This window comes from Agrobacterium sp. 6Ca8 (assembly GCF_055382765.1).
Genome location: NZ_AP026433.1, coordinates 2,214,740 through 2,241,484 on the forward strand (window position 1 = coordinate 2,214,740; position 26,745 = coordinate 2,241,484).

A 26,745-nucleotide genomic window follows, 5' to 3' on the forward strand; every position below is an offset into this window, starting at 1 on the left:
TTTATGTTTTCCCGCGATTACCACGAGCAAACGAGGCGCGACCAATTCCAAATTTGGCAGAGCCTATGCACGGATTGCATTTGCTCCGACCTTGACCTTTCCTCTACCAATTCTCAAAAGTCTGACGACCGCGCGACCGCGCCCCGCCCGTATCCAAAGGTGAATGACCATGACCGATGAAAAAACCGTACCCGTCTTCGACGGCCACAACGACGTGCTTCTGCGGTTATGGCGATCGGGCAATGCCTCTCCCGAAACGCTTCTCATCGAGGGTGATACGGTCGGCCACATCGACCTGCCGCGCGCCAGGAAGGGCAGGTTGGCCGGTGGCCTCTGCGCCATCTACGTCCCCTCGCCCAGCATGGAGAAGGACGCGAACGGCGACTTTACGACACCGGCTGAAGCGGACGCGCTGAAGGCGACGCTTGGCATGGCGGCCCTGCTGTTCCGCGCCGAGAAACAATCAGGCGGTGCGCTGAAAGTCTGCCGCACGGCCGCCGAGATCCGCAGCGCGATGGCAGAGGGCGCCTTTGCCTCCGTCTTCCATATCGAGGGCGCAGAAGCGATCGGCGCCGATCTGGATGCGCTGCATGTTCTCCACGAGGCTGGCCTTCGCACGCTCGGCCCGGTCTGGAGCCGCCCGAATATCTTCGCCTACGGCGTTCCCTTCCGCTTCCCGTCGACACCGGATATCGGCCCCGGCCTCACCGATGCCGGAAAACGGCTGGTAAAGACCTGCAACGAACTGAAGATCATGGTCGACCTGTCGCACATGAACGAACAGGGTTTCTGGGACATCGCGAAGATTTCGGACGCACCGCTGGTGGCGTCCCATTCCAACACCTATGCGCTGTGCAACCACAGCCGCAACCTGACGGACCGCCAGCTGGACGCGATCCGCGACACAGGCGGTCTTGCCGGCATCAATTTCGGCGTTCTGTTCCTGCGCCAGGACGGCGTGAAGAACCCCGCTACCGACCTTGGCGAACTGGTCCGCCATGTCGACTATATCGTCAACCGCATCGGCATCGATCACGTCGCACTCGGCTCGGATTTCGACGGCACCACCATTCCAGCAGCCATGAAGGATGCGGCCGATCTGCAATTGCTGGTCACAGCCCTGCGCAACGGCGGTTATGACGACGCCGCACTCGCCAAGATTTGCCATGGCAACTGGGTACGCGTGCTGGAGAAAACGTGGGGCGCGTAACGCGCCCCGACTTTGGCATTCTCCCCGGACTTCCGTGCCGGAGACATGAAGCGGCAGGCCTCAGGCCTTTGCCGCTTTCTTTTTGCCCGTGGACCGAAACGCCAGCAGGCCTGCGACCAGACCAGCAATGGCCCATTTGATCGGCAGTACATCCGCCGTCTCGCTACGGATCGGCAGAACGGTCACTGTTCCCGGACGCGATTCATATCCGGCCTGCCCGCCAGCCTTCGCATCAGCGATCTGCTGCGGCGAAACAACCCATTCGGCGCCCCGCATCTTGTCATAAGCCATGTAGCCGCCGCCCACCAAAAGGGCTGCGATCAGCGAAATTACTATTCTTGTAGGCATGTTCATTTTGCATTTCCTTCAATTGAAAGAAGCGTTTAATCACATCAAACATCGCCTCCAAGCAATCGGAACGATTAATTCACGGAGTTTTTGATCTAAAATTTGAACATCGCTCTTTTTGGTTGCATTTTTCATTTTAACGGCGAAAATCTCGTTGGTTTGTCGCCAAACTTCACATCGACACGTCACGCATTTCTGCTAAGCAAATTTCCTCAACCGAAACGAATTAGCGACACAATCCTGTGGTTCGCCAACCAAGGGACTGGCGCTGGAAAAAGCAAATGGCAGACAAGAGCGAAATTATACAGACCGATATTACCGAATCCCCGGTTGAAAGCTTCTTTGCCAGAAACCGGCCCTATCTGACGGCCATCGCCATTACGCTCATCTTCGTGATGATGACGTTTGCGATTTACCGCCTCACATCCGAAGTGCGGTACGATGATGTGATCGCAGCTCTTCTGGACACTTCGCTTCCGGCCATTCTTCTTGCAATGGTCTTTACGGCGCTGAGCTTCCTGTCGCTGATTTTCTATGACGCCAACGCGATCGAATATGTCGGCAAAAAGGTGCGCTTCCCGTCCATGGCGGCCACCGCTTTTGCCGCCTACGCCATCGGCAACACTGCTGGATTTGGCCCCTTGAGCGGCGGCGCCATACGCTTTCGCGCCTATTCCAGGCTGGGACTTTCGCCGGGTGACATCGCCCGCGTCATCGCCTTCGTCACGCTGTCCTTCGGGCTGGGCCTTTTGTCGGTCAGCGCCCTTTCGACCTTCATCGTCGCACCACGCATCGCCGCCATCATCGGTCTCGACCCGACTGTTCTAAGGGGCGGAGCGCTCGCCGTCATTGCCGTTCTCGTTACCACCGCCTACGTCGGCCGCAACGGCAAGGCGATCCGGCTTGGCAAATGGCGACTGCGCCTTCCCGACAGCCGCACCTCCTCGCGCCAGTTCCTCGTCTCCGCCTTTGATATCGCCGCCTCCGCCTCCGTGCTTTATGTGCTCCTGCCCGAGACGCATCTCGGCTGGCCGACATTCTTCGCGATCTATGCCACCGCCGTTGGCCTTGGCGTTCTCAGCCACGTTCCCGCCGGTCTCGGTGTGTTCGAAACGGTTATGGTAGCCGGGCTCGGCAACGCGATCAGCGTCGATCAGCTGCTCGGAAGCCTCGTTCTTTATCGCGTCATCTATCACGTCCTGCCGCTGGTTGTTGCCATTCTGGTAATGATCGTTTCCGAAATGAAGCAGTTCGCGGCCAAGCCGGTGGTCTCCGATATCAGCCAGCTTGCCGTGCGGCTGGCGCCACCGCTGCTCTCCACCTTCGCGATCATTCTCGGCACCATGCTGATCTTTTCGAGCGTGACGCCGACGCCCGGCAGCAATCTGGATTTCCTGTCGAATTTCGTGCCACTGCCGATCATCGAGGCGGCGCACTTTCTGACGAGTATTCTCGGCCTCGGCCTCGTTGTCGCCTCCCGCGGCCTCGGGCAGCGGCTGGATGGGGCGTGGTGGATTGCCCTTGTCGCTGCGTCGCTGGCGCTCATCCTGTCGCTGGTGAAGGCGATCGCCGTTTTCGAGGCAATCTTCCTAGGCATCTTCATCGCGGCGCTCGCCCTCAATATGCGCAGCTTCAACCGTCATGCCTCGCTGGTCAAACAGGCGCTGGGACCGAGCTGGCTCGCCGCTATGGCCGTCATTATCGCCGGCGCGGCAACGATCCTTCTGTTCGTCTACCGCGACACCGATTACAGCCACACATTGTGGTGGGAATTCGAGTTCTCCGAAGAAGCACCGCGCGGTCTGCGCGCCCTTCTTGGCCTGGTGCTCGCTTCCTCCACCATTGCAATTTTCAGCCTGATGCGGCCGGTCACCTTCAAGCCGGATTCCATCCAGCCGGAAGACGTTGAACGTGCAACCGACATCGTCATGCAGCAGGATTCGGCCGATGCCAATCTGGTGCGCATGGGCGACAAGCATGTGATGTTCTCGGAAAGCGGCAGCGCCTTCATCATGTACGGCATTCAAGGCCGGTCATGGATAGCCTTCGCCGACCCCGTCGGCAACGAGGAGGATTTTCCCGATCTGGTCTGGCAATTCGTGGAATCCGCCCGTTCGGCGGGTGCGCGCGCCGCCTTCTACCAGATTTCGCCCTTCCTCCTGTCCCATTGCGCCGATGCGGGCCTGCGTGCCTTCAAGCTTGGCGAACTGGCGCTGGTCGATCTTACCGCATTCGAATTGAAGGGCGGCAAGCTCGCGACCCTTCGCCAATCACTGAGCCGCGGCGCCCGCGACGGGCTGACCTTCGAAGTTGTCGAGCAATCGCATGTTGCCGATATTCTGGATGATCTCAAGCAGGTCTCGGATGGCTGGCTCACCCACCACAATACAAGGGAAAAGCGATTTTCTCTCGGTGCGTTCGAGCCCAACTACATTCTCTCCCAGCCCGTCGCCGTGCTGCGCAAGGATGGCAAGATCACCGCCTTCGCCAATCTGATGGTGACGGACACCAAAAAGGAAGCCACCGTCGATCTCATGCGCTTTTCACCGGATGCACCGCGCGGCTCGATGGATTTCCTCTTCGTCAGCATCATGCAGCACCTGCGCGAGGCGGGATATGAAAGCTTCAATCTCGGCATGGCACCCATGTCCGGCATGTCGAAGCGCGATGCGGCACCGGTCTGGGACCGCATTGGCAGCACGCTTTTCGAACATGGCGAACGTTTCTACAACTTTAAGGGCCTTCGTGCGTTCAAGACGAAGTTCCACCCGAAATGGGAACCGCGTTACCTCGCCGTACAGAATGGCGCAGACGCCGCTCTGGCGCTGATGGACGCGACGGTTCTGATCAGTGGCGGTGTCAGAGGAGTGATCGGAAAATGAGAAAATACAGCATGCTGAAAGCAGCCCTTGCCGCTTCCGCCCTGTTCCTCTCCCCATTGTTTGCTTCCAGTGCCGCCTTTTCGCAGGACAAGCCAGCATATGACACCGGCATGATCCCCGCCGAGCACATCATGCTGCCTGATGGCGAAATTCTCGCCAGCGTCTTCCTGATTTCCGATGCGGACGGATGGACCGGCACCGACGAAGAACGCGCCAAAGCACTGGTGGAAAAGGGTGCCGCGGTAGTCGGCATCGATTTCAAGGAATATCTGAAGGCACTCGAGGCCGATGATGACGAGTGTATCTATATGATCTCGGACATCGAGTCGCTGTCGCAGCAGATCCAGCGCACCGCCGGGACCGCCAGCTATCGCCAGCCTATCCTCACCGGCATCGGCAAGGGCGGAACGCTGGCGCTCGCCATGATCGCGCAAAGCCCGGTCTCCACCGTTCAGGAAGCCATCGCGGTCGACCCCAAGGCGGGCCTGCCGCTTGAGAAGATACTCTGCACCCCCGCCACCAAGGACAAGGTGGACGGTGAAACGGTTTATGGCCTGACCGATGGCCCGCTGCCAGCTCCTGTCAGCGTGCTGTTCACGCCCGATGCGGATCAGAAGGGCCGCGACCACGTTAACGCCCTGGTGAAGCTTCATCCCGATATCGAAGTGACTGATGTGACAGGCAAGGCGGATGAGATTTTGTCCCAGACCCTGTCCGACAAGGTCGATGCGGCGGGCGACACCAGCAGCCCGCTAGGCCTGCCGATCACGGTTCTCGAAACGAGCCCGGCGATGGACACCATGGCGGTGATCTATTCCGGTGACGGCGGCTGGCGCGATCTGGACGAGGAAGTCGGCGGCGCGCTGCAAAAGCAGGGGATACCTGTGATCGGCGTCGATGCCCTGCGTTACTTCTGGAAAGAAAAACAACCGCAGGAAGTGGCCAATGACCTTGCGCGCATCATCGACACCTACCGCAAGGAATGGAAGGTTCGGAACGTCGTGCTGATCGGCTATTCCTTTGGCGCCGATATCATTCCCGCCACCTATAATCTCCTGCCCGAACGCGCGAAATCCCATGTCGTGCAGCTGACGCTGCTTGGACTTTCGACCGAAGTCGATTTCGAGATTTCCGTCCAGGGCTGGCTCGGCGTTGCCGGCGAAGGCAAGGGCGGCAAGACCATCGACGACATCGTCAAGATCGATCCGAAGCTGGTGCAATGCGTCTATGGCACGGAGGAAGAAGATGAAGACCCCTGCCCCGGCCTGAAGGCAAAGGGCGTGGAGACGGTCGGCATCGAAGGTGGCCACCATTTCGATGAGGACTATGAGGGGCTTGCCAAGCGCATCGTGACCTCCCTGAAAACCCGGCTACCGAAATAGGCTGTCGCAACCTCTGCGGCTTCGGGAGAATTCCCGAAGCCCATACTTCCATCAGAATTCAATCACCTGAAGCGCCGCCGGCAGGATGTCGGCTCCCCGACTTACCGATCTCGGCTCGCAGACCTTCCTTGAAGGTTCCACGCATCACGGCCATACTTGCGGAATCGATTAAACTATTATTCAAAAGAAATATGCTGGTTGCGGATATCCATGGCATTTCCGCAACCATGCTTCTGTTGATTGCCAATCATAGATTTTATATTTCCCGACCGGTTCAGGGGCCGCCGCATGCTCGCACGAAAGACCAAAACTCCAGTTCTCGTGGAACGCATCGACCAGTTCGTCGGTCGGGTCAGGGAGGCGATGAAAAGCAGCGAGACGTTGCGAAACAAAAAAATCCGCGATCTTTGGGACGCAGAGGTCCGCTACCATTTCGACAATGGCCGCACGGAAAAGACGCTCGAACTTTACATCATGAAATATCGCTATGCCCTGAAGGCCGAATTTGGAGCTAAGAGCACCCCGCTTGCCATCTGCAACATGAAAAAGCTGCGGGAGCGGCTGAAGACCTATATAGAGCGGGCCGACTATCCGAAAACCGGCGTGGCGACCTCCATTGTCGAAAAGATCGAACGGGCGGAGTTCAACACCGCCGGCCGCAAGCCGACAGTGCTTTTGCGGATCGCGGATTTTATTGCAGCGATGAACGGCCTGGGCTCGAAAGAAGAGATGCAGGCCTTGTGGACCGCTGAAATCGACCTCATGAAGGGCAGAGCCCAGACGACGATCATTTCCTACATCACCAAATATCGTAACGCCATCCGCGAAGCCTTCGGTGACGAGCATCCAATGCTGAAGATCGCCACCGGCGATGCAGCGATGTACGACGATGCGCGCCGGGTCAAGATGGAGAAGATCGCCAATAAGCATGGTGCGCTGATCACGTTCGAAAATTACCGGCAGGTTCTGAAGATTTGCACCGATTGCCTCCAGTCCAACGATCCGCTGATGATCGGCATCGGCCTGATCGGCATGACGGGGCGACGCCCCTACGAGGTCTTTACGCAGGCCGAGTTTTCACCCGCTCCCTATGGCAAGGGCGTTTCCAAATGGAGCATCCTGTTTAACGGCCAGGCCAAGACGAAGCAGGGCGAAGGAACGAAATTCGGGATTACCTACGAGATCCCGGTCCTAGCACGCTCCGCAACCATCCTGTCCGCCTACCAGCGCCTGCGCGAAAGCGGGCAGGGAAAACTGTGGCACGGCATGTCGATCGACGATTTTTCATCGGAAACCCGCCTGCTGCTTCGGGACACGGTTTTTAATCTGTTCGAGGATTTCTGGCCGAAGGAAGAACTGCCCAAGCCCTATGGCTTGCGGCACCTTTATGCGGAGGTGGCGTATCACAATTTCGCGCCGCCCCATGTCACCAAGAACAGCTATTTCGCGGCCATCCTCGGACACAATAATAACGACCTCGAAACCTCGCTGTCCTACATGACCTACACGCTGCCGGAAGACCGCGACGATGCATTGGCGCGAGCCAAACGCACGAATGAGCGCACATTGTTGCAGATGGCGACCGTCGCCCCCGTCTCCCGCAAGAACCCGTAGCGGTACCCGGAACTGCCCTAGAAAAAAGCCTCTAATCCGGCCTTGCCTCAGGATAGCGCTGAACACGCTGCCAGCGGTATTTTCGCATGTCTGTCCCAACAGCCCGGACAAATGTGCCGCCCTCAGCTTTTGCCAAGTCTTTCCCCTTTGTCTGCCGGGGTGGTGTTGGCGTTGGCGCTTGGGGCCGCTTCTGCCTGCACGCGATCTGAACGCAGCCACGCACCAAACAATCAATATAAATCTCAACTAATTTAATAATACAAAATATTTAATCTAAATATTACTTTTGATTATACAGCTACGCGCAAGACTATACTGCAACTATCCGCTTCATAACTGGTTCACGCACAGATTTTGCCATAGTTTTTTCGGAGACACATGGTGCTGCCCGCATATACGACTTACGCTCTTTACAATCGTGATATGGAATTGTCGCTGAAACGCGTCGCGAACGACCCCGTCGTATCGCGCGACGCCAAATATTATGCGGATAATATCGGCAAGGTCAAAAACCTCGACGCGTTCCTGAAGGACTTCCGGCTCTATTCCTACGCCATGAAGGCACATGGACTGGAGGAAATGATCTATGCCACCGCCTTCATGAAGAAGGTGCTGGAAAGCAATCTCAACGATCCGAACAGCTTCGCCAACAAACTGAAGGATACGCGATACCGCGACTTCGCTGCCTCTTTCGATTTTGGCACGATCAAAGCGGAAAAATCGGTTCAGACAAAATCCCAGCAGGACCGGTTGATTGCCACCTATCACGCTACGATCGAACAGGAAGGCGCCGAATTAAAGGAAGAGACCCGTTTTTACAACATTGCCATCGAGAAGGTCGGGCATGTCGACGATATCTTCAAGAACACGCGGCTTCGGGATTATATCTTCAAATCCTTCGGCATCGACCCCGAGACCTTCAGCTACAAGCACGTCAAAAACGTTCTGACGAGCGATATCAGCAATGCCGATAGCTACATCAACAAGACCTACAAGTCATTGATCCCGGAGTGGAAGGCAAAGGCGGCCGATCTGCGCATAGAACGTGCAGGCGTCGCGTCCACCGACAAACCGGCGCTCGCAAAGATCGACTACCTGATCAGCCAATATAACAAGCGTATCAACGATGCCAACAAACTGTTCGAGATGGCGGCCGCGTTTAATTTCCGGGACGACGGCCGCGTAGATGACGGCATGCCGGCGCAGACGGCTGCGCAGAGGCGACTGATTAACGAAACCTACGTTCTTTCAAATCCCCGCCTGACGCAGGCCGGAGCTGTTCTCAACCGCGAGTATTTCGCGGACAAGATGAAAACCATCACCGAGGCCAGCCAAATGACGCAGTTTGCGCGCCTGAGAACGATGCTCATCGTCAGCTTCAATCTGACGGACAATGATGAGACGGACAAGAAAATCGGCTGGGCCGTCTTGCAGGATCCGAATGATCCGAAAAGCCCTATCCATAAGGAGAAGGACAAAGGTCTTGTCGATCTGGCACGCGCCTTCAATTTCGGTGCGGATGGCAAGATCAAGACCGGCAAGGTCGCGCAGACCGCCGAACAGCTCAACACCATGATGAACCTCTACTTCAGCCGTTACGATGACAAGGACGAAGCAGCGGACGAAAAGGCAATCAAGAACTACCAGCGCTATATCGGCCTGACGAAAAATCTCGAGGATTTTCTGTCGAACGCGCAGGGCGCGGTCATCATTCGAAACTTCGCCCTGAAGGCCTTCGATATTACCGCTGAAGAAGCCTCGTCCTTCACGCTGAAACGGGTATTTACCAGCGATCTGTCAGACCCGAAAAGTTACGTTTACACTTTGAAAGACGAGCGTTTCGTGCGGCTGGCCAAGGCTTTCAACTTTGATGCCGAGGGCAAGATCGGCTCACCCCGGCTCGCCCAGTCGGAAAACGAGATCACCCGAATATCACGAAATTATCTGAAGGAAGTTACCCGTTGGGACAAGGACAAAAAGGTCAGGGAGAAAGGCGAAAAGGAGGTCACCTACTATCGCCAGAAAATGGAAACGATTGAAACCGTCGATCAATTGCTCTCCGACCGCCGCCTTCTCGATTTCATGCTGATTGCGCAGCGTATCGACCCCAAAACGGTCACCACCGACTACCTCAAGAAGATCTTCAAGTCCGACCTCAAGGACCCCAAAAGCTTCGCCAATACGGAAAAAGATGCCCGCTTCCGCGCACTTGGCGGCTCCTTCAATTTCGACGCCAAGGGGAATATCGTCGCGAAAGCCGGCCAGAGCGTGCAGAACACCCGCAGCCTCATGGAAACACGCGACAAATATGTTCGGCAGACGCTGGAACAGCGGGTCGGCGAAGAAAATTCCGGCGTTCGCCTTGCGCTCTATTTCAAGCGCATGGCCGCCAGCATTTCCAATCCCTACGACATACTCGCCGACAATGCGCTTGCGGAGTTCACCCGCACCGCCCTTGGAATTCCCGCAGAAACCGCAAACTCCAAGGTGGATGCGCAGGCAAAGATGATCGAGAAGAAACTGAAGATAAAGGACCTGCAGGACCCCAAGAAGGTCGAAAAACTGGTCAATCGCTTTTTGCTGACATTCGAAGCGAACAACGCAACGTCGGATCCGCGTCTCGCTCTATTCGGCAGCGGCAGCACGTCCATCAGCGGCAATACACTCGCGACGTTGGGGCAACTCCGCAGCCGCCGCAGAGGTTAGACCATCTATTAGTGCTGGCCGCAGGTTTTGCCCTGCGGCCAACATCATCTTAGTCAAACCCGCCCGTCGCCTGAAGTGCGGTAGAGCAGGGTCAATACGGTCAAAGCCAGCCCGACCAGCGCGATCGAGCCGAAAATGTAGAAGTTCCACTCCGGAGCCAGGCCCCGTTGCAGCACGAGACCGCCGATCATCGGACCGGCGATGCCGCCCAGCCGCCCGACGGCTAGGGAAAAGCCAAGACCCGTACCGCGAATATGGACAGGATAAAGCCGTCCCACCAGAACATTTGCAAGAATCTGGGTTCCAATCGTTCCCGCACCCGCAAGGGCAACGAAAAGATAGAGCAACGGCCCCTTGTTTACCGTCAACGCCCAGATCGAGGCCGCGCCAATGGCAAACAGGACGGCCACAACCACCTTGACGTTACCCTTGTCGGCGAAACGCCCGCCGATGAGAATGCCAATTGCGGCTCCGACATTGAGCATGATGGAAAAGCTGAGCGCCGAACTGATGTCGTAGCCCATCTTGTTCATGATGGTGGGCAGCCAGTTGACCATGCCGAAGGTCAGCAGAAGCGAGCAAAAGTGAATGCCCCAGGCATTCAGCGTTGAAAGCAGCCGGCCTTCCGAGAAGAGGGCGCCCACGCCGCCCTTTTGGATCTTGGCATGCGGCGTAATGCGTTGCAGGCCGTAAGTGTCGCAAATCCCGTCTGCCTCTGCCTGCCGGCCCTTGCTTGCCAGCCATTCCGGCGATTCCGGCAGGAACCGCATGAAGATCGGCAGAAGAATAAGCGGCAGGCCGCCGATCAGCATCAATGGCCGCCAGCCATAGCTCTCCAGAAGCAAAATACCCATGAGGCCGGAAATGATGCCGCCGATAAGATAACCGAGGAACGACAGGGAGTTTGCCTGTGCCCTGCGCTTGGGCGGCGAGAACTCCAGCACCAGCGCCGTCACCGTCGGCAGGAGCGCGCCAAGGCCGAGACCGGCGAAGAAGCGCGTGATTTCGAAAGCAAGAAAGTTCGGCGTCATGGCCGAGGCGATCATCATCGCTGAAAATCCGGCAAGGCTGATGAGAACGACCTTCCGGCGGCCGATACGGTCCGCCATGGTGCCGGCAAACAGCGCGCCGAGCAGCATGCCCACCAGCGTCAAGGCGGCAGCCCGCCCGACCATGGCTGGATTGAGCGCCCATGCGCCTTCTTTCAGCAACGCCGGTGCAACCGCGCCGTAAACGACAAGATCGTAACCGTCGAACATGATCATCAGGCCGCATGTCGCGATGACGCCAGCCGGGTTCTTCGTCCGCACCGAGGCGGCGCTCATATAGTTCGTGGACATATTCCTCCCTTTCACGCATGAACGCGCCACCCGGAATGGATCGACGTCTTCCCGTTCCTGCGATTGCTCCCTGGGTGCCCGGCTTGCTCCACCCTGATGTGCGTCTCGCTCCTGTCAAGACACATATCGCCGGTATCACCCGCCTTCGATTAAATGTTGCGTTTGCAAAAATTGCAATTGAAATATTAACAATCGCCAACAGCCATTGCAGGCGTGGTTTTCAGTCGCCTTGCAGCCCCGAAATCCTCGACAAAGTCGGCGTCCAGTTCAAAATACGAATGCGGTTATAGACGCCGTGAATGACAAAAGGGTCGGCGTCGCTAAAAGCCATGACGTCCTCGATACAGCGGGCTTCAGCAATGATGAGGGCCGCGGCAGACCCTCCGCTTTCCGCCTGCATCGGGCCGGATGCGAGAATTCTGAATCCTTCCGGAACGCCATCTTCGTTGCGTAAATGAGCCTTGTGGGCACTCATCTGCGCCAACCTTTGCTCAGCGGCAGCGGGATCACTTTCAGCAAAACGCACATAGAGCCGGGGACGGTCGCTACCGCGGGTCATCGGGCGAGCACGAAATCGTGGTCCACCGACCAGAACCAGCCGTTGGCGAACCCCAGCTCCTGCGCCCTCTGCGCATCCTCCACCCGCTGAAAATCGGCCAGCAGGCTTTCCTTCACACCGAAAACCGCATCCGAACGAATGTAAGGATCATCAGGGTCGAAAATATGCGTGACGAGCGTGGTGAAGCCTTCTGCCGAAACGATGTAGTGCAGATGCGCTGGTCGGTAGGGATGACGCCCCATGGCCCGCAGAAGCTGCCCCACGGGGCCATCATCCGGTATCGGGTAATATTTCGGCTTCGCCGCCCGGAACCAGTAGCGTCCGTCCTCACCGGTGACGAATACGCCACGCAGGTTGAAATCGGGCTGAATGCCCTTCTGCTGCACGTCGTAGAAACCTTCGTCATTGGCCTGCCAGACGTCAATGCGGGCGCCTGCGACCGGCACTCCGTCGGTGTCGAGAATGCGGCCGGTTACCAGCATGTCCTCGCCCTTGCCGTCGAGGCAGATATTGGCGCCCATCGGCATCTCAGGCGCATCGGCCACATGAAAAGGCCCGAGAACGGTGGATTCCGACGCGCCGCTCGGCTTGCGGTGGTTGATCGCATCGACCAGCATGGAAACGCCGAGAATATCGGAAAAAAGGATCCACTCCTGCCGCCATTCATTGCAGATCTGGCCGACCTCGGTCAGAAAATGGATCGCCTTCATCCATTCCTCTTCAGTCGGCTCAATCTCTTTCACCGCCTCGTGAAGCTTGCGGGTGACGACCGCCATGATCTCCTTGAGACGCGGATCGTCACAATCGCGCATACGGGCAATCACGGTTTCGGCCGAACGTTCCTCGACGAAATAGCCGTCGTCACCGGTTGTTTTCATGTCCATAATGTCCTCCTCCCATCATTGCCGCTCCCTGCTTGCCGGATCACTCCGGCCTTGCGCCCTCGAAGGCGCGTTGCAACAGGGCGCGGATCGCGGTTTTTTCAACTGGCCGCGGGCACCAGTAAGGATTGGCGGTCGCAAGCTCGGCCATAGCGTCGAGATCTTCCCCGCCAACACCGAGTGCTGCAAGGCTTGCCGGCGCGCCCAGCCGGGCGGCAAAATCGTAAAGACCCGTCCCTGCCCTGCCACCGACAAGTGCGGCCAGCGGCGCAAGCTGATCCGGCACCGCCTGTTCCACATAAGCGATGGTGTACGGCAGAAGCACCGCATGGGTTTCCGCATGCGGCAGGTCCAGACTGCCGCCCAGCGTATGGCAAAGCTTGTGATGCAGCGACATGCCAACAGCGCCAAGCACCGTGCCACACAGCCACGCGCCGTAAAGTGCCGTTTCGCGCGCCTTGGTATCTTGCGGCTCCATCCTCACACCGGGAAGCGCCTCGATCATCGCCCGCAACCCTTCCACCGCCATCATACTGGCGATCGGATTGCGATCCCGAGCATAAAGCGCCTCTGCCGCGTGGGCCATGGCGTTTAGCCCGCTGGTCATGCTGATACCAACCGGTAATCCAAGTGTCAGCTCGGCGTCGTAAATCACCACTTCCGGCAGGATTTCCGGACCGCGCAGGGTGGTCTTCACTCCATTTTCCGTCTGGCCAAGAATGGGCGTCACCTCAGAGCCGGCATAGGTCGTTGGAATGACGATCTGGGGCGCATCGGTGCGCAAGGCAATGGCCTTTCCAAGACCGGTGGTAGAGCCGCCGCCGAGCGATACGACGCAATCGGCACCGGCAGCGCGATAGGCCTCGACCGCCCTTTTCGTCACCTCGACCGGCGTATGCATGGCCGCATCGGAAAAAACACCGGCAGCCAATGGGCCAAGCCGGGCGGCCAAAGCCTCCGCATCGCCCTTCTGGTGGGGTGTGGAAAGCACCAACGCCCGTGACAGCCCGAGGCGACGGATTTCCTCCGCCACCCCCACGGAGCTACCCGTGCCAAAGACGATGCGGGCCGGGGCCGTCGTATAGACGAACGGCTGCATGGCTCAGGCTCCGTCGAGCTTGAACAGGCGGCGCGCATTGGTGCGGCCGATCTTTACCCGGTCGGCCTCGGCAATGCTCGTCGCATTGAACCAGTCGGAGGCATGATCGATGTTCTCGAAGGGCCAGTCGGTGGAGAACAGGATGCGGTCGGCACCGATTTCCAGAATGGCATCGATCAGGGTCTGGGTGCGGAAATTGCCAGAGGTGGTGATGTGGAAATTCTCGTTGAAATAATCCATGAAACGGCGCTTGGCCGGATAGCGCGGCGGCAGCTTCACCCAGGCATTGCGGTGGTCGATGCGCCACATCATGTAGGGCAGGCCCTCGCCCATATGGCCAAGAATGATGTTGAGGCGCGGATGCTCGTCGAACAGGCCTGATGCCATGAGGCGCAGCGCGTGAACCGCCGTTTCCTGCGCAAACGCCCAGGTGGGGCCAAGCAGCCAGGGGTGGCCGTCATAGATGCGGGAATCCTGCGGTAGCGGATTGCGCGGATGCAGATAGAAAGGCACATCAAGCTTTTCCACCTCGCCCCAGAATGGACGATATTGCGGCAGGTCGTAATAAAGCGGTGTCTGGCCATCGCCCTCCTGGCTGAAGCCGTTGACGAGCGCGCCGACGAAACCGAGATCGTTGACGCAACGCTGAAGCTCCTCGGTCGCCGCATCCGGGTCCTGCAACGGCAGGGCTGCGAAGGCGAGGAAGCGGTCCGGCCGCTTGGCGCATTCTTCAGCCAGGACGTCATTGGCGCGGCGCGCAATCTCGATCGCCTTCTTCTTGTCGGGAATAGCCTGCACCGCCGGCGCATTCAACGACAGGATCATGGTTTCGATGCCATGCGCATCCATCAGCTTCAGGCGCGTATCCTGAATGTCGAGCAGGCGATGCTGCAGTTCCTTCCAGTAATCACCGGGCACGAACCCGGCCGAATCCTGAAGTGTTTCCGGGATTGCGAAATGCTCTTCGAGAGCGACCTTGCCTTGCATGTTATTTCCTCCGAAAATCGCTGTTCAGTTGCCGCCACGTGTGCGGTCAATATTGGCCCTTGGGTTCCAGGCCGAGCATGCTCTGGCCGATCATGGTGCCCACGGCATCCCAGTTCATGCTGATATGGCGGCCCACCGCATTCGCATCCCGCCAGGCCCGCTGGACCGGATTGGAAAGATCGAGCCCGACACCGCCGGTGGAATCGTTGAGTGCCTGCACGGCGCGCAGCGCCAGAGAGACCGAAAAGGACTGGCCGCGACGGCTCAATAGCCGGTCGTCCACCGAAAATTCCGCCCGCCCTTCAAGCCTTGCCTGTGAGAGTGCCTGAGCCCGCGCAACGTCGCGCAACAGGATTTCACAAGCGGCATCCACGCTCGCAGCGGCTTCCGCGACACGCAGCTGGATGGTTGGAAATTCCGCCATGCGGTTATTGCCGCCCGCCACCGCACCGCGGGTCACCCGGCCACCGACATGATCGACATAGGCTGCCAGGGCACCCTTGGCTGCGCCGACGCCAGTCGAGGCGAGACAGGAAGGAATGCCGGTAAGAAGCGGCATGTTGAAGAGACCTTCCTGCGCATAAAACCGCCCGCCCGGCGTGTGGCCGCTGGTCGCGTCCGGAAAGGTCAGAACCCGATGTTTGGGAACAAAGACATCATCGAGAACCAGCGTCTTGGAACCCGTGCCGGCCAGTCCGACCACATGCCACGTGTCTTCAATGGCATATTGGCTTGCAGGCACGAGAAGGAAGGCCGGAACCGGCCGGCCTTCGCCCTGCGGCGGCAGGATGGCGGCGCAGAGAGACCATTGGGCATTCTCGCAGCCCGAGGCAAAGGCCCATTTGCCGCTCAGGCGGTAACCGCCGTCAGCGGCCTCCGCCATCTTTACCGGCGCATAGGAACCACACAGAAGCGCGTCAGGGTTTTCGCCCCAGACATCCGCCTGCGCCTCCTCTGGAAACATCGCCAGCAGCCATTGATGGGCGGAAAGCAGGCCGGCAACCCAGCCAGTCGACGCGCAGGCCGCCGAAAGCTCGATATTGGCTTCGACAAGCTCGGCAAATTCACCGCCCTGCCCGCCGAAAGCCCGCGGTTTGACGACATCGAAATAGCCGATGCCGCGCAGCGCCGCGATATGACTGGCGGGAACGCGGCGCGCCTCCTCTGTTTGTCGGGCGCTGGAGCGGAAAAGATCCGCTACACCGGCAACGCGACCGACGAGGCGGACATGCGGCTTCGTTTGCGCCGGCTGTGGCGCATGGCTCATATCGTTCATGATTGTCTCCTCCGAGAATAGTCTAGCCGGGAAATATCAGGCGGACAGGCCTGCAGGGCTTGCGGCGCAATATTGGGCATTTTCGTAAAGCAGCGGTCGTGTCGTCTCGCTTACATCGGCCGACACCACCTGTCCGATAAACACCGTATGCGTTCCATATGGCATTGCCGCGACACGGCGGCAGGCGATGGCGGCATGGGCCGTGGGCAGATAAAGAACACCGTTGTCATGACGCTGCCACTCGCCGTTGCGGAAACGCTCCTCAGGCGAAACCTTGCCGCTGAAAGCATCAGACAAGGCAATCTGGTCCTGCGTCAGTACATTCACGATGAAATCGGGCCGGCAGAGCAGCAATTCGTGCAGAAACGTGCGGTTGTTCAGGCAAACCAGAAGAGAGGGCGGCTCCATCGAAACCGAGGTGACGGCGGTAACCGTCATGCCGTGATCGCGCTGATCACCCGTGGCACAGGCAGTGATGACCGTCACGGTCGCCGGAAAACGGCGCATCGTCGTGCGGAAATTCTGGCCGACGCCTTCAGGCGCAAGATTGTTCAGGCCAAACAGTGCTGATGTCATGAGATCCTCCCAAATCCTGCATTCTTAAATATTTTCATTTGCAACATTTGTCAATGCAAATGTTTTATGGCGTGGGAAGCTGCGATATGGCCTCGCCGTCCCCGGTCTTCTGGAGCGAAACTATTGAAACTGATAGATTATGCCGGTACAGCCGATGGGTGCGCCACGTCATCCGCGCACGTGTTTCTCAAAACGGGGTTTTGCTTGTGTCTTATCAGTTCACTGACTCGGTACCCTACCTGCTCAACTGGGTAGGTGTTCGGCTTGGAGAGCGCTTCTCCCTGAGGCTGGCATCCTATGACATCACCCTGCCGATGTATCGTGTGCTGGCAACGCTGAGACAACAGGAAAGCAAAACGCTGACCGAGCTTTCAGACCTCGTGTCGGTGGAGATTTCCACGCTTTCCCGGCTTGTTGGCCAGCTCGTCAGACGCAACCTCGTCAGCCGCGAGCGACCGGTCGACAATGCGCGGATCGTGCGCATCACGCTGACGCCAAAGGGTGAAGAACTTGCCGAGGAACTGATGCCCATTGCCGCCATGTTCGAAAAGACCGCGATCGAAGGCCTTGACCCGGCCGAAGTGAAACTTTTCAAAAGCATCCTGCGCCACATCGGCCGCAATATTGCCGGTCTCTGATCCCCCAAGGATCCGCTGACCCGTCACGACCTTCGCGTGCAATGTACTTGTAATGGCTGGTTCCTATCCCTGTGGCAACTCACCACAGCGGAGGAAATTTGCCCATGTCCGAGAGATTGTCACCCGCCTTCCTGACAACGCTCGCCCTTGTCACAGCATCGATCCTGGTTTCGGCCTGCGCCTCGACAGTCATGAAAAGCTACATCGGCGCGCCCATCACCAGCGTGATGCTGGACTATGGGCCGCCGGACAATATCTATAGCCTTGGCGGTGGACAGCAGGCCTACCAGTGGCGGAAGAACAAGACACAAGCTGTCGCCGGATCATCAAGTGGCGAAGTGCGGACAACACGGCGCGGAGAGCGTTACGAAGTGTCCGAGACGCCGGGTTATGTCGAGCGCATAGACTGCTTCTATACTTTCTACACACGCAATTCCGGCGGCGAATGGTATGTAACGAGCTTCCGGCAACCGTCACTCGAATGCGAGTGATCGTTTCCGGATTTCAAACTCAGCCCTCCCAGATTTTTGACCGCCGCTTTGATGCTTGAAGCGGCGGTTTTCGTTGGAACGTTCTCCTGGGATTTCTCATCGGATGGGCCGGTCAGAAGCGGTAGTTCAGGCCGGCCTTGATGACGTGATCATTTGGATCGGACTTCGACCTGCCGCTCGCCAAACTTGGCCGACAGGCCGCCGCCGAAGCTCCGTTCGACGCCAGCGCCAACCCGATAGCCCTGTTTCCATCCTTGAACTTGGTGGTGGTAAGGCCGGGGAAACGTACCTGATCGCTTAAAATCCCGTCAGCTAGACAGCGTCAGCCGCAGCATCTTCCGAAGCGACCGAGCGAATTTCCAGCCGGACGCAAAAACCGGGATTGAGGTCGAGGAAGACAACGCGTCCGCAATGGATCTCTGCCGCCTTCTGGACTAGATTCAACCCGAGGCCGGCTCCTGGCGAGTTCGTATTGACGCGGTGAAACGGCTCGAATACCTGCTCGCGCTCCGAGACGGGGATGCCCGGCCCTTCATCGCAAACGTCAATGAAGCCCGCAGCACCGACCCGGATCGTGATAGCACCCTTGCCGCCGCCATGATCGATTGCGTTGCGAACGAGATTGACGACCGCCATCTCGATGATCGAAGTCTGGACCGTGAACACGGCCTCTCCTTCACTTGGCTCGAAATCGAACTCGTAACCGGCATCCATCGCAATCGGCGCGAGATCGGTCGCGATGCGCTCGACAAGGATGTTCAGGTCCTGCCGCTCGGCGGGTAATTCCACCACGCCGACTGCCTGCATCTCCAGCAACTGGTGCGCAACGCGTGTGAGGCGATCGATATCGGCCCGGAGTTGTCGGCTCAGCGCGTCATCGGGCAAAAGATCGGCCCTGATCCGCGCGATTGCAATCGGCGTTCTCAACTCATGCGCGGCATCGGCGAGGAAACGGTTACGGCGATTATATCCCTCATCCAGCTTGGAGAGCGCGACGTTGAAGGCATTTACCAGGGGAATGATTTCGCTGGGCACCTTGGAACGATTGATACGGGCAGACCGGTTCTCGAAATTGATGGATTGCGCCTGGCTGACCGTTTCCATGAGGCCGCCAAGTGAACGGCCGACCGCCCTCGGGGTCACGATCAATGTCGCGATACCAGTCAGGATCAGCATGGGCACGACGGCGATAAGAATGACGAAGCCCACACCCGGCAAGACTGTAAGCCAGCGGATCTCGCCGTTGGCATCCTTTTCCAGATCTAACTGCATACTGATCCATAGGCTGAGGCCGTCATTCGGGATGCCTTTTTCCGTACCGGCAATGAATTGCAACCGCCCGGCAGGCGTATTACGGTTTTCCATAGTGGCCCGGACTTTTTCCCCCGCTTCCAGACGCGCCCTTTCGATGCTTGACGGAAAAACTGCCGCCAAAGCCGGTACTGGGATTTCTCCATATCGCAGGACGATTTCATCGGCGTCCCGCACCAAGAACCAAAGATTCGGATAGCGCTGTTTCAGCTCGACCAATCCGGGCGTGGGCAAAACTTGCGCCCGGCCCTGCCCATCCTTTGTCACGCTTTCCGCAACGATGCGGACAGCCTCTTCATTGGCGCCCTCCAGCCGTGGATCAATGATCCAGATCCAGCCGACGAGGAGGATGACAAACAGAACGAGCAAGAACGCCTGCAAGGCGAAAAGACGCTTCATCAGCGCCCACCGCAGGGATCGGTTGCGCTCCTGCTTCATGTATTCGCCCGGATGAGATAGCCGATGTTTCGCACGGCTCTTATCTCGACCGTTGCTTCGGCCTGCGCGAGCTTCTTCCTGATGCGGGAGATATGGGCGTCGAGAGCGTTGGATTCGATCTCATCATCCAGGTTGTAAACCGCTTCGACCAGATTGGAACGCGTCACGATGCGGTTCGGACGTCGCATCAGAGCCTCGAGCGCCAGATATTCCCGCCGCCGAAACTCGATGATGGCACCGGCAACTGTGACTTCATTGCTCTTCGGATCAATGCTCAGATTTCCGAAGCTCACATATTGGCTGGAGAGCGAAGGGCCGCGCCTGTGCAGCGCCCGAAGGCGGGCAAGCAGTTCCTCGATCGCAAAGGGCTTGGCGAGGTAATCATCCGCTCCGGCGTCAAGACCGTCAACGCGGTGATCGACACTTCCGAGGGCCGTCAGAACGAGGATCGGCACCGAATGCCTGGCTTTGCGAAGCGAAGACACAAGGTTCAACCCTTCACCATCCGGAAGACGGCGATCAAGAACCAGCACATCGTAAGACCCGTCACGCGCCAGCGCGTCAGCATCGGCAATCGTCCTGACATGATCCGCAAGCACATCACGCCGTCGCAGGGCTTCGAGCAGGGCCCGAGCCATTTCCGGTTCATCCTCGAGAAGCAGGATTCGCAATGACTTTTCCCCAAAGGTGAATGCTTGCCGTCCTCACCACTGGTCGGTGAATGTTACAGCTACATTGCAGGCAAGGAGCCGGACTATCCTTCTCTCACCCTCCTGCCAGACCCAAATCGACCGTCACACCTTGGATGCCTTATCCCGGCCTGTACCCATGTCTTGCATAAAACCGGTCAAGCTCGCGCTGCTGCGGCACCTCACCGGTGTAGATCGCAATATAGTCCGGGATCCTTTTCATGCGCACGGCCATATCTTCCTCCGACTGCATGGAGATATAGCCGATCTGCACGAGATAGGTGGTGCGGGCACGCACATCCGCCATATTTTCGGAATGGCCAAAACGCATGAACATGCGCGAAAGCGCATCCATTCTCGTCTGATCGGCCTTACGCACCTCGGCAAGAATATCATCGGACTGAAGAGCCCAACTGCGAACCGCAAATTCGAACCTGTTGTCGAAGAGGCCGGCATCCAGCCAGCAATCGAAGACATTCAGCATCGCTTCGGCCAAGGTCTCCGCATAGGCCTCCGACTGCCTGACGATGCTGCCGGTATTCTTTTCGCGCCAGCGGGAGACGAGTGCGGCCAGCAACTCCTCCCGATCCCGGAAGAACCAGTAGAAACTCGTGCGCGACAGACCGAGTTTTTTCGCCAACGGCAGGATTTTCACGGAATCCACGCCGGATTCGAGAAGTGCCTGGTAGGCGGCCTCAAGCCAGCCCTCCTGCGATCCGCGCCAACCAGTCTCGTTCAATGTCGCTTCCATGATGATTTCCTAGCAAATTGGTCTGGTCGCGACAAGGCGAATGTTCACTCATGTCGAATGCGTAAACACAAGTGTTTTATTAATTGACACCTATGTACATTCCCGCTTAGCCTTCTCCCATAAACGTTCTCGGAGCACGGTCGCCATGTCGAATGACCCCCTTCTTCAGCCCTACCAGCTAAAGCATCTCACCCTGCGAAACCGAATCATCGTTACCTCGCATGAACCCGCCTATCCGGAGGACGGCATGCCGAAAGGGCGCTACCGCGCCTATACGCTCGAGCGGGCAAAGGGCGGCGTCGCCATGACAATGACGGCAGGCTCCGCAGCCGTCTCGAAAGACAGCCCGCCCGTCTTCAACAACCTCTTGGCCTACAAGGATGAAATCGTTCCGTGGATCAGGGAAATGACCGACGCCGTGCATGAAGAGGGTGCAGCGATCATGATCCAGCTGACGCATCTCGGCCGCCGCACGCGCTGGGACAAGGGCGACTGGCTGCCGGTGCTGGCACCATCCCACCAGCGGGAGGCCGCGCATCGCGCTTTCCCAAAGAAGATCGAGGATTGGGATATCGAGCGCATCATCAAGGACTTCGCCGACGCTGCGGAACGCATGAAGGCGGGCGGCATGGACGGGGTGGAGCTTGAAGCCTATGGTCATCTCATCGACCAGTTCGTCTCGCCGCTGACCAACGAGCTGGATGGCCCCTATGGCGGCTCGCTGGACAACCGCATGCGTTTCTGTTTCGACGTCTTCAGGGCTATGCGCGAGCGTGTCGGCGACGATTTCATCCTCGGGGTTCGCTATACCGCCGACGAATGTCTTGAAGGCGGCACCGGAAAGGCGGAAGGCCTCGAAATCTCGCGCCGGTTGCGGGATAGCGGCCTGATCGACTATCTCAACGTTATCAGGGGCCATATCGATACCGATCCCGGCCTGACCGACGTCATTCCCATTCAGGGCATGGCGAACGCGCCGCATCTGGACTTCGCGGGCGAAATCCGCGCGGCAACCAGTTTCCCAACCTTCCACGCCGCCAAGATCCAGGATGTCGCCACCGCCAGATACGCCATCGCTTCCGGCAAGGTCGATATGGTCGGCATGACCCGCGCTCACATGACGGACCCGCATATCGTGCGCAAGATCATGGAAAAGCGGGAGGACGATATCAGGCCTTGCGTTGGCGCCAACTACTGTCTCGACCGCATCTATCAGGGCGGCCTTGCATTCTGCATTCATAATCCGGCGACAGGCCGCGAAGAAACGATGCCGCACGAAATTACCAAGGCGACGGAAAGCCTGAAGGTCGTGATCGTCGGCGCCGGTCCGGCCGGGCTGGAGGCCGCGCGTGTCTGTGCCGAACGCGGCCATGAGGTCGTCGTCTTCGAGGCCGCAAACGATCCGGGCGGCCAGATCCGCCTGACCGCGCAAAGCGAACGCCGCCGCGAAATGATCAGCATTATCGACTGGCGCATGAGCCAGTGCGAAAGGCTCGGCGTTACCTTTCACTTCAACAGCTGGGCGGAAGCGGACACGGTGCTCTCGGAAAGCCCAGATGTCGTCATCATCGCTACCGGCGGATTGCCGTATACCGATGTGCTTTCAAGCGGCAATGATCTGGTCGTTTCCTCGTGGGATATCATTTCCGGCGACGTCAAGCCGGGAACGAATGTGCTGGTTTTCGACGATGCCGGCGACCATGCGGGCTTGCAGGCAGCAGAATTTCTCGCAAAGGCGGGCGCAAAAGTGGAGATCATGACCCCGGATCGCGCCTTCGCGCCGGAAGTCATGGCGATGAACCTAGTTCCTTACATGCGCTCACTGCAAAAACTCGACGTCACCTTCACCGTCACCTATCGGCTGGAAGCGGCGGAAAGAAACGGCAACCAGCTCGTCGCCCACGTCGGCAGCGATTATGGCGGCGTGACGAAATCAAGGACCGTGGACCAGATCGTCGTCAATCACGGCACGGTGCCGCTGGACGATCTCTATTTCGACCTCAAGCCGGGCTCCAGGAACCTCGGCGAAATATCCTACGACGCCTTGCTGGAGGGCTCCGCCCAAACCGTCGAGCGCAACCCTGGCGGTGCCTACCGGCTCTTCCGCATCGGCGACGCGGTCGCCGCACGCAATACACATGCGGCGATCTACGATGCGCTTCGTCTCGCAAAGGACATTTGAGAGGGCCGCCGCGATACGCTTTGAAACTCAGGCCTGGATCAAGGCAATGCCACGGTTCTTGAACCCGAGTGTGACATCGCTTTCGGGCGGCAGGCTGGTCTCGACCGCATGGTCGATGATGAAGAGCGTGCCGATATCGGTCTCGACTTCATATTCGACGTGACCGCCGAGATAGGCACTGTGCAGCACCCGCCCGGCAAGTCCCTGCCCGCCCGATTGGGCGATGGAAATCGAACCCGGACGAACCGCAAGCTTTGCCGGGCCAGGTTTGGCGTTGCGTGCCGCAACACGGTGATCGATCCCCCCAACGCGGATCAACGCATCGGCGCCCTCAAGGCTGACCACCTCGCAGCCGACGACATTCGCCTCGCCCATGAAGTCGGCTATGAAGGAAGAAGCCGGCGCCTCGTAGAGTTCCCGCGGCGCGCCTGACTGGGCGATCTCGCCTTCCTTCATCACGATGATCCGGTCGGAAACGGCCAGCGCCTCGTCCTGATCATGCGTCACATAAACGGCGGTAAAACCAAGCCGCTGCTGCAATTCCCGGATTTCGGTACGAACCCGGCGGCGAAGACGCGCATCGAGGTTGGAAAGGGGTTCATCGAGCAGCAGCACCTGCGGCTCCAGCACCAGAGCGCGGGCAACCGCCACGCGCTGCTGCTGACCACCGGAAAGCTCGGCAGGCAGACGATGTCCCATGCCGGCCAGCCCCACGAGCTTCAGACCTTCCTCGGCCTTCTCCCGTGCTTCCGCCTTGCGCAGTCCGGAGGATTGCAGGCCATAAGCGACATTGTCGAGCGCCGTCATATGCGGGAAAAGCGCGTAGGACTGGAAAACCATCGAGACATCGCGCTCATTGGCCGGCAGCATGGTCACATCCTTGTCGCCGATCAGAATGCGACCGGCCGTGGGATGTTCGAGCCCCGCCAGCATGCGCAGCGTCGTCGTCTTGCCGCAACCGGAGGGACCGAGCAGTGTCACCAGCGTACCGGGTTCGATGGTGAGCGAAAGGTCGGGGATGGCGGTGAAGGCGCCGAATGTCTTGCGGACATTCTGAAAGGTGACCGAGCCGGGCTTTACGGAAATCATGCGGTTTTCTCCTGAGCGAGAGGAACGGAGGATGCGGACGGCAGTCCCGCGACGCGGTTTTCGCGGCGCAGGCGACGCTCGCCTACAATGAGCTGGAAGCCGGTGATAACAGTGATCATCACCACGATCAGCATGGAGGAATAGGCAATGGCGACACCGTATTCACCGTTTTCGACGAGACCGACGATGTAGGAGGTCGCCATGTTGTACTGGGCGCTGACGAGGAAGATGACGGCGCTGATCGAGGTAATCGCTCGGACGAAGGAGTAGACCAGAGCCGCCGTGATCGCCGGGCGCAGCAGCGGCAGGATCACTTTCCTAATCGTGCGGAAACTGTCGGCGCGCAGCGTCAGCGAGGCCTCATCGAGGCTTTTGTCGAGTTGGCTCATTGCCGCAATGCCGCCGCGCACGCCGACCGGCATGTTGCGGAAGACGAAGCAGGCGATCAGGATCAGCGCCGATCCCGTCATTTCCACCGGCGGAAGGTTGAAGGCCATGATGTAGCTGACGCCGATGACCGTTCCGGGAATGGCAAAGCTCATCATCAGGGCAAATTCGAAGATGTTCCGACCGGCAAACTTCTGCCGCACGATGATATAGGCCGTCAGCAGACCGACGGCAGCGGTCAGCGGCGCCGACACCAGCGCGATCTCCATGGTCGTCCAGAACGAGTTCCAGGCAACACCGGTCCAGGCGATCGAGCCGTTGGAGAAGCTGACGGAGAACGCGCGGATGTAGTGGTCAAGCGTCAGCGAGTTGTCCAGACCCCAGGTCTTCACGAAACCGCCGACGAGGATCATGCCGTACACGACGATGGTGAAGACCATCCACGGCACGACGACGGCATGGACACCAATGGACAGGCCGCGTGGCAGCGCGATATGCGCGCCGCTGTCGCCCTTGCCGGTAACCGTGGCGAAGTTCTTGCCGGCCAGCCAGAAACGCTGGGCGAGGAACGCCGAAAGCGTGAAGCACAGGAGGATAATGGCGAGAACAGCGGCGCGTGAAGGATCGTTCTGCGAACCGACGACGGCAAAGAAGATTTCCGTCGACAGCACCCCATGCGTGCCACCAAGCACCAGCGGATTGCCGAAATCCGCCATGCTTTCGATGAAGCCGATGAGAAACGCATTGGCGAGACCCGGCTTCATCAGCGGCAGCGACACCCGCCAGAAGGTGCGCCAGCGGTCGGCGCGAAGCGTTTGCGACGCCTCCTCCATCGACGGGCTGACACCTTCGACGACACCGATCAGCACCAGGAAGGATATCGGCGTGAAGGAGAGAACCTGCGCGATCCATATGCCGGTCATGCCGTAGAGCCAGCGGCCGGGTTCGATGCCGAAGAGATAGGAAAGCCATTCAGTGACGACACCGGCGCGGCCGAAGAGCAGCGTCAGGGCAAGACCGATGACGAAAGGCGGCGTTATGATCGGTAGAACCGTCAGAAGGCGCAGGCCCTTCTTGAACGGAAAACGGGTGCGGGTGGCGACCAGCGCGAAACCCAACCCAAGCACTGTGGAGCCGAAGGCGGTCATCAAGGCGAGGAAGAGCGTTCGCCAGGCAACGCCGCAGCGTTCTTCACCCGTGACACAGCCAAGGCTCCAGATGCCGGGATCCTGAATATTGCGGATGAAGCCATCGGCATTAAAGGAGCCATCGAAATCCTGAACGGATGCGATCAGCATGCTGCCGATCGGATAGAACACGAAAACGGTAACGAGGAAGGCCAGAATGGAAATCGAGCCGACGACAAAGGCATCGCCCTTCATCACGCCGCGTTCGGCAAGCCCGAAGGCAAAGAAAAGCACAAAGACCAGCGACATGACGACGGCACCGGCGCCCATGGCGGGCTGGCCATCGGAAAGCACGCCGAACAGGTTTTCACTGAGGCTCCATGTCCAGCCGGTAAAGCCGATCGCCAATCCCTGCAAAATCAGAACCACGAGACCGGCAGCACCAATCCACGCAAGCAGCTTGCCCCGCAGCATCGGATCGCCAATCGGGCGGACAAGGCATCCGGCGAGGAAAAACAGGCCGGCACCGGCAAGCCATGGTTTTCCATAAAACAATATTTGCAGCACACCGGGCGCATTGCTGGGGGAAGAGAGAAACTCAGACAGCCAGCGGAAGCTGAAGAAGCCGCCTTCAATGCGATACCAGGGAAGAAAAACCAGGGCAAAAGCCCCGAGCGCCAGGACAATGTTCAGCCTGCGATTGCCACGTGTCATGGCCGACCTCGCTTATTTCATGCCGATGAAAGAACGGCGGACATCCCGGCTTTCAAAAGCCGGGATGC

Annotated in this window: 21 protein-coding genes and 1 pseudogene; 8 read left to right on the forward strand and 14 right to left on the reverse strand. The window is 58.7% G+C overall.

The window, feature by feature from the left end; translation table 11 throughout:
- Nucleotides 1–169: 169 nt before the first annotated feature.
- Entirely contained in the window at nt 170–1,210 is a 1,041-nt protein-coding gene (locus ACZ5A6_RS10980) for a dipeptidase (protein WP_174060967.1), read from the forward strand.
- A gap of 60 nt (nt 1,211–1,270) precedes the next feature.
- Here ACZ5A6_RS10980 and ACZ5A6_RS10985 read toward each other — a convergent pair whose 3' ends face one another.
- Entirely contained in the window at nt 1,271–1,564 is a 294-nt protein-coding gene (locus tag ACZ5A6_RS10985) for a hypothetical protein (protein WP_003514125.1), read from the reverse strand.
- A gap of 275 nt (nt 1,565–1,839) precedes the next feature.
- Between ACZ5A6_RS10985 and mprF the strand changes: the two genes are divergently transcribed.
- From mprF to ACZ5A6_RS11005, 4 genes are all read left to right on the forward strand, one after another.
- Nucleotides 1,840–4,440, forward strand: a complete 2,601-nt coding sequence (gene mprF, locus ACZ5A6_RS10990; RefSeq protein WP_013636789.1) for a bifunctional lysylphosphatidylglycerol flippase/synthetase MprF — start codon at nt 1,840–1,842, stop codon at nt 4,438–4,440.
- Nucleotides 4,441–4,451: 11 nt separating this feature from the next.
- A complete protein-coding gene (locus tag ACZ5A6_RS10995) occupies nt 4,452–5,822 on the forward strand; it encodes a virulence factor (RefSeq protein ID WP_111790579.1) in 1,371 nt (456 codons plus the stop codon).
- 288 nt (nt 5,823–6,110) lie between these two features.
- Nucleotides 6,111–7,436, forward strand: a complete 1,326-nt coding sequence (telA, locus tag ACZ5A6_RS11000; protein ID WP_174060966.1) for a telomere resolvase TelA — start codon at nt 6,111–6,113, stop codon at nt 7,434–7,436.
- A gap of 378 nt (nt 7,437–7,814) precedes the next feature.
- A complete protein-coding gene (locus ACZ5A6_RS11005; RefSeq protein ID WP_174060965.1) occupies nt 7,815–10,142 on the forward strand; it encodes a DUF1217 domain-containing protein in 2,328 nt (775 codons plus the stop codon).
- Between the two features lie 53 nt (nt 10,143–10,195).
- On the opposite strand, the gene ACZ5A6_RS11010 is transcribed toward ACZ5A6_RS11005, so the two are convergent.
- The 7 genes from ACZ5A6_RS11010 to graD all read right to left on the reverse strand — a co-directional run bounded on the left by ACZ5A6_RS11010 (nt 10,196) and on the right by graD (nt 16,860).
- The gene (locus ACZ5A6_RS11010) at nt 10,196–11,482 is read right to left on the reverse strand and encodes an MFS transporter (protein ID WP_003514137.1); all 1,287 of its coding nucleotides are present in this window, start codon (nt 11,480–11,482) and stop codon (nt 10,196–10,198) included.
- Between the two features lie 220 nt (nt 11,483–11,702).
- On the reverse strand, nt 11,703–12,041 hold the full coding sequence (locus ACZ5A6_RS11015) for a YciI family protein (protein WP_003514138.1): 339 nt from the start codon (nt 12,039–12,041) through the stop codon (nt 11,703–11,705).
- The gene (gene graB / locus ACZ5A6_RS11020) at nt 12,038–12,925 is read right to left on the reverse strand and encodes a hydroxyquinol 1,2-dioxygenase (RefSeq protein ID WP_112391429.1); all 888 of its coding nucleotides are present in this window, start codon (nt 12,923–12,925) and stop codon (nt 12,038–12,040) included. The genes ACZ5A6_RS11015 and graB overlap by 4 nt, the downstream gene beginning before the upstream one ends.
- A 40-nt stretch (nt 12,926–12,965) precedes the next feature.
- The gene (gene graC / locus ACZ5A6_RS11025) at nt 12,966–14,021 is read right to left on the reverse strand and encodes a maleylacetate reductase (RefSeq protein ID WP_003514142.1); all 1,056 of its coding nucleotides are present in this window, start codon (nt 14,019–14,021) and stop codon (nt 12,966–12,968) included.
- Nucleotides 14,022–14,024: 3 nt separating this feature from the next.
- Nucleotides 14,025–15,008, reverse strand: a complete 984-nt coding sequence (tsdA, locus tag ACZ5A6_RS11030; RefSeq protein ID WP_003514143.1) for a gamma-resorcylate decarboxylase — start codon at nt 15,006–15,008, stop codon at nt 14,025–14,027.
- Nucleotides 15,009–15,054: 46 nt separating this feature from the next.
- Nucleotides 15,055–16,284 (reverse strand): FADH(2)-dependent resorcinol hydroxylase oxygenase component, encoded by a 1,230-nt coding sequence (gene graA, locus ACZ5A6_RS11035; RefSeq protein ID WP_174060964.1) that lies wholly within the window; start codon nt 16,282–16,284, stop codon nt 15,055–15,057.
- Nucleotides 16,285–16,320: 36 nt separating this feature from the next.
- On the reverse strand, nt 16,321–16,860 hold the full coding sequence (gene graD, locus ACZ5A6_RS11040; protein WP_003514147.1) for an FADH(2)-dependent resorcinol hydroxylase reductase component: 540 nt from the start codon (nt 16,858–16,860) through the stop codon (nt 16,321–16,323).
- A 206-nt stretch (nt 16,861–17,066) separates the two neighbouring features.
- Between graD and ACZ5A6_RS11045 the strand changes: the two genes are divergently transcribed.
- Nucleotides 17,067–17,498 carry a MarR family winged helix-turn-helix transcriptional regulator gene (locus tag ACZ5A6_RS11045; RefSeq protein ID WP_041694560.1) on the forward strand — a complete coding sequence of 144 codons (432 nt, stop codon included), beginning with the start codon at nt 17,067–17,069 and terminating at the stop codon, nt 17,496–17,498.
- Between the two features lie 104 nt (nt 17,499–17,602).
- On the forward strand, nt 17,603–17,989 hold the full coding sequence (locus ACZ5A6_RS11050; protein ID WP_025594437.1) for a hypothetical protein: 387 nt from the start codon (nt 17,603–17,605) through the stop codon (nt 17,987–17,989).
- Nucleotides 17,990–18,101: 112 nt separating this feature from the next.
- Here the strand turns inward: ACZ5A6_RS11050 and ACZ5A6_RS11055 are convergent.
- From ACZ5A6_RS11055 to ACZ5A6_RS11070, 4 genes and pseudogenes are all read right to left on the reverse strand, one after another.
- Nucleotides 18,102–18,243, reverse strand: a pseudogene (locus ACZ5A6_RS11055) (outer membrane protein); the annotation flags it as partial.
- A 58-nt stretch (nt 18,244–18,301) separates the two neighbouring features.
- Entirely contained in the window at nt 18,302–19,738 is a 1,437-nt protein-coding gene (locus ACZ5A6_RS11060; protein WP_174060963.1) for a sensor histidine kinase, read from the reverse strand.
- Nucleotides 19,735–20,409: a response regulator transcription factor gene (locus tag ACZ5A6_RS11065; protein WP_003514154.1), complete on the reverse strand. Its 675-nt coding sequence runs from the start codon at nt 20,407–20,409 to the stop codon at nt 19,735–19,737. Before ACZ5A6_RS11065 ends, ACZ5A6_RS11060 begins: the two co-directional genes overlap by 4 nt.
- Before the next feature lie 139 nt (nt 20,410–20,548).
- The gene (locus tag ACZ5A6_RS11070; protein ID WP_013636802.1) at nt 20,549–21,178 is read right to left on the reverse strand and encodes a TetR/AcrR family transcriptional regulator; all 630 of its coding nucleotides are present in this window, start codon (nt 21,176–21,178) and stop codon (nt 20,549–20,551) included.
- A 145-nt stretch (nt 21,179–21,323) separates the two neighbouring features.
- Between ACZ5A6_RS11070 and ACZ5A6_RS11075 the strand changes: the two genes are divergently transcribed.
- Nucleotides 21,324–23,360 carry an oxidoreductase gene (locus ACZ5A6_RS11075; RefSeq protein WP_174060962.1) on the forward strand — a complete coding sequence of 679 codons (2,037 nt, stop codon included), beginning with the start codon at nt 21,324–21,326 and terminating at the stop codon, nt 23,358–23,360.
- Nucleotides 23,361–23,387: 27 nt separating this feature from the next.
- Here the strand turns inward: ACZ5A6_RS11075 and ACZ5A6_RS11080 are convergent, their stop codons facing one another.
- Together ACZ5A6_RS11080 and ACZ5A6_RS11085 are read right to left on the reverse strand one after the other, a co-directional pair.
- Nucleotides 23,388–24,449 carry an ABC transporter ATP-binding protein gene (locus ACZ5A6_RS11080; protein ID WP_003514159.1) on the reverse strand — a complete coding sequence of 354 codons (1,062 nt, stop codon included), beginning with the start codon at nt 24,447–24,449 and terminating at the stop codon, nt 23,388–23,390.
- A complete protein-coding gene (locus tag ACZ5A6_RS11085; RefSeq protein ID WP_174060961.1) occupies nt 24,446–26,677 on the reverse strand; it encodes an ABC transporter permease in 2,232 nt (743 codons plus the stop codon). Before ACZ5A6_RS11085 ends, ACZ5A6_RS11080 begins: the two co-directional genes overlap by 4 nt.
- Between the last annotated feature and the right edge of the window lie 68 nt (nt 26,678–26,745).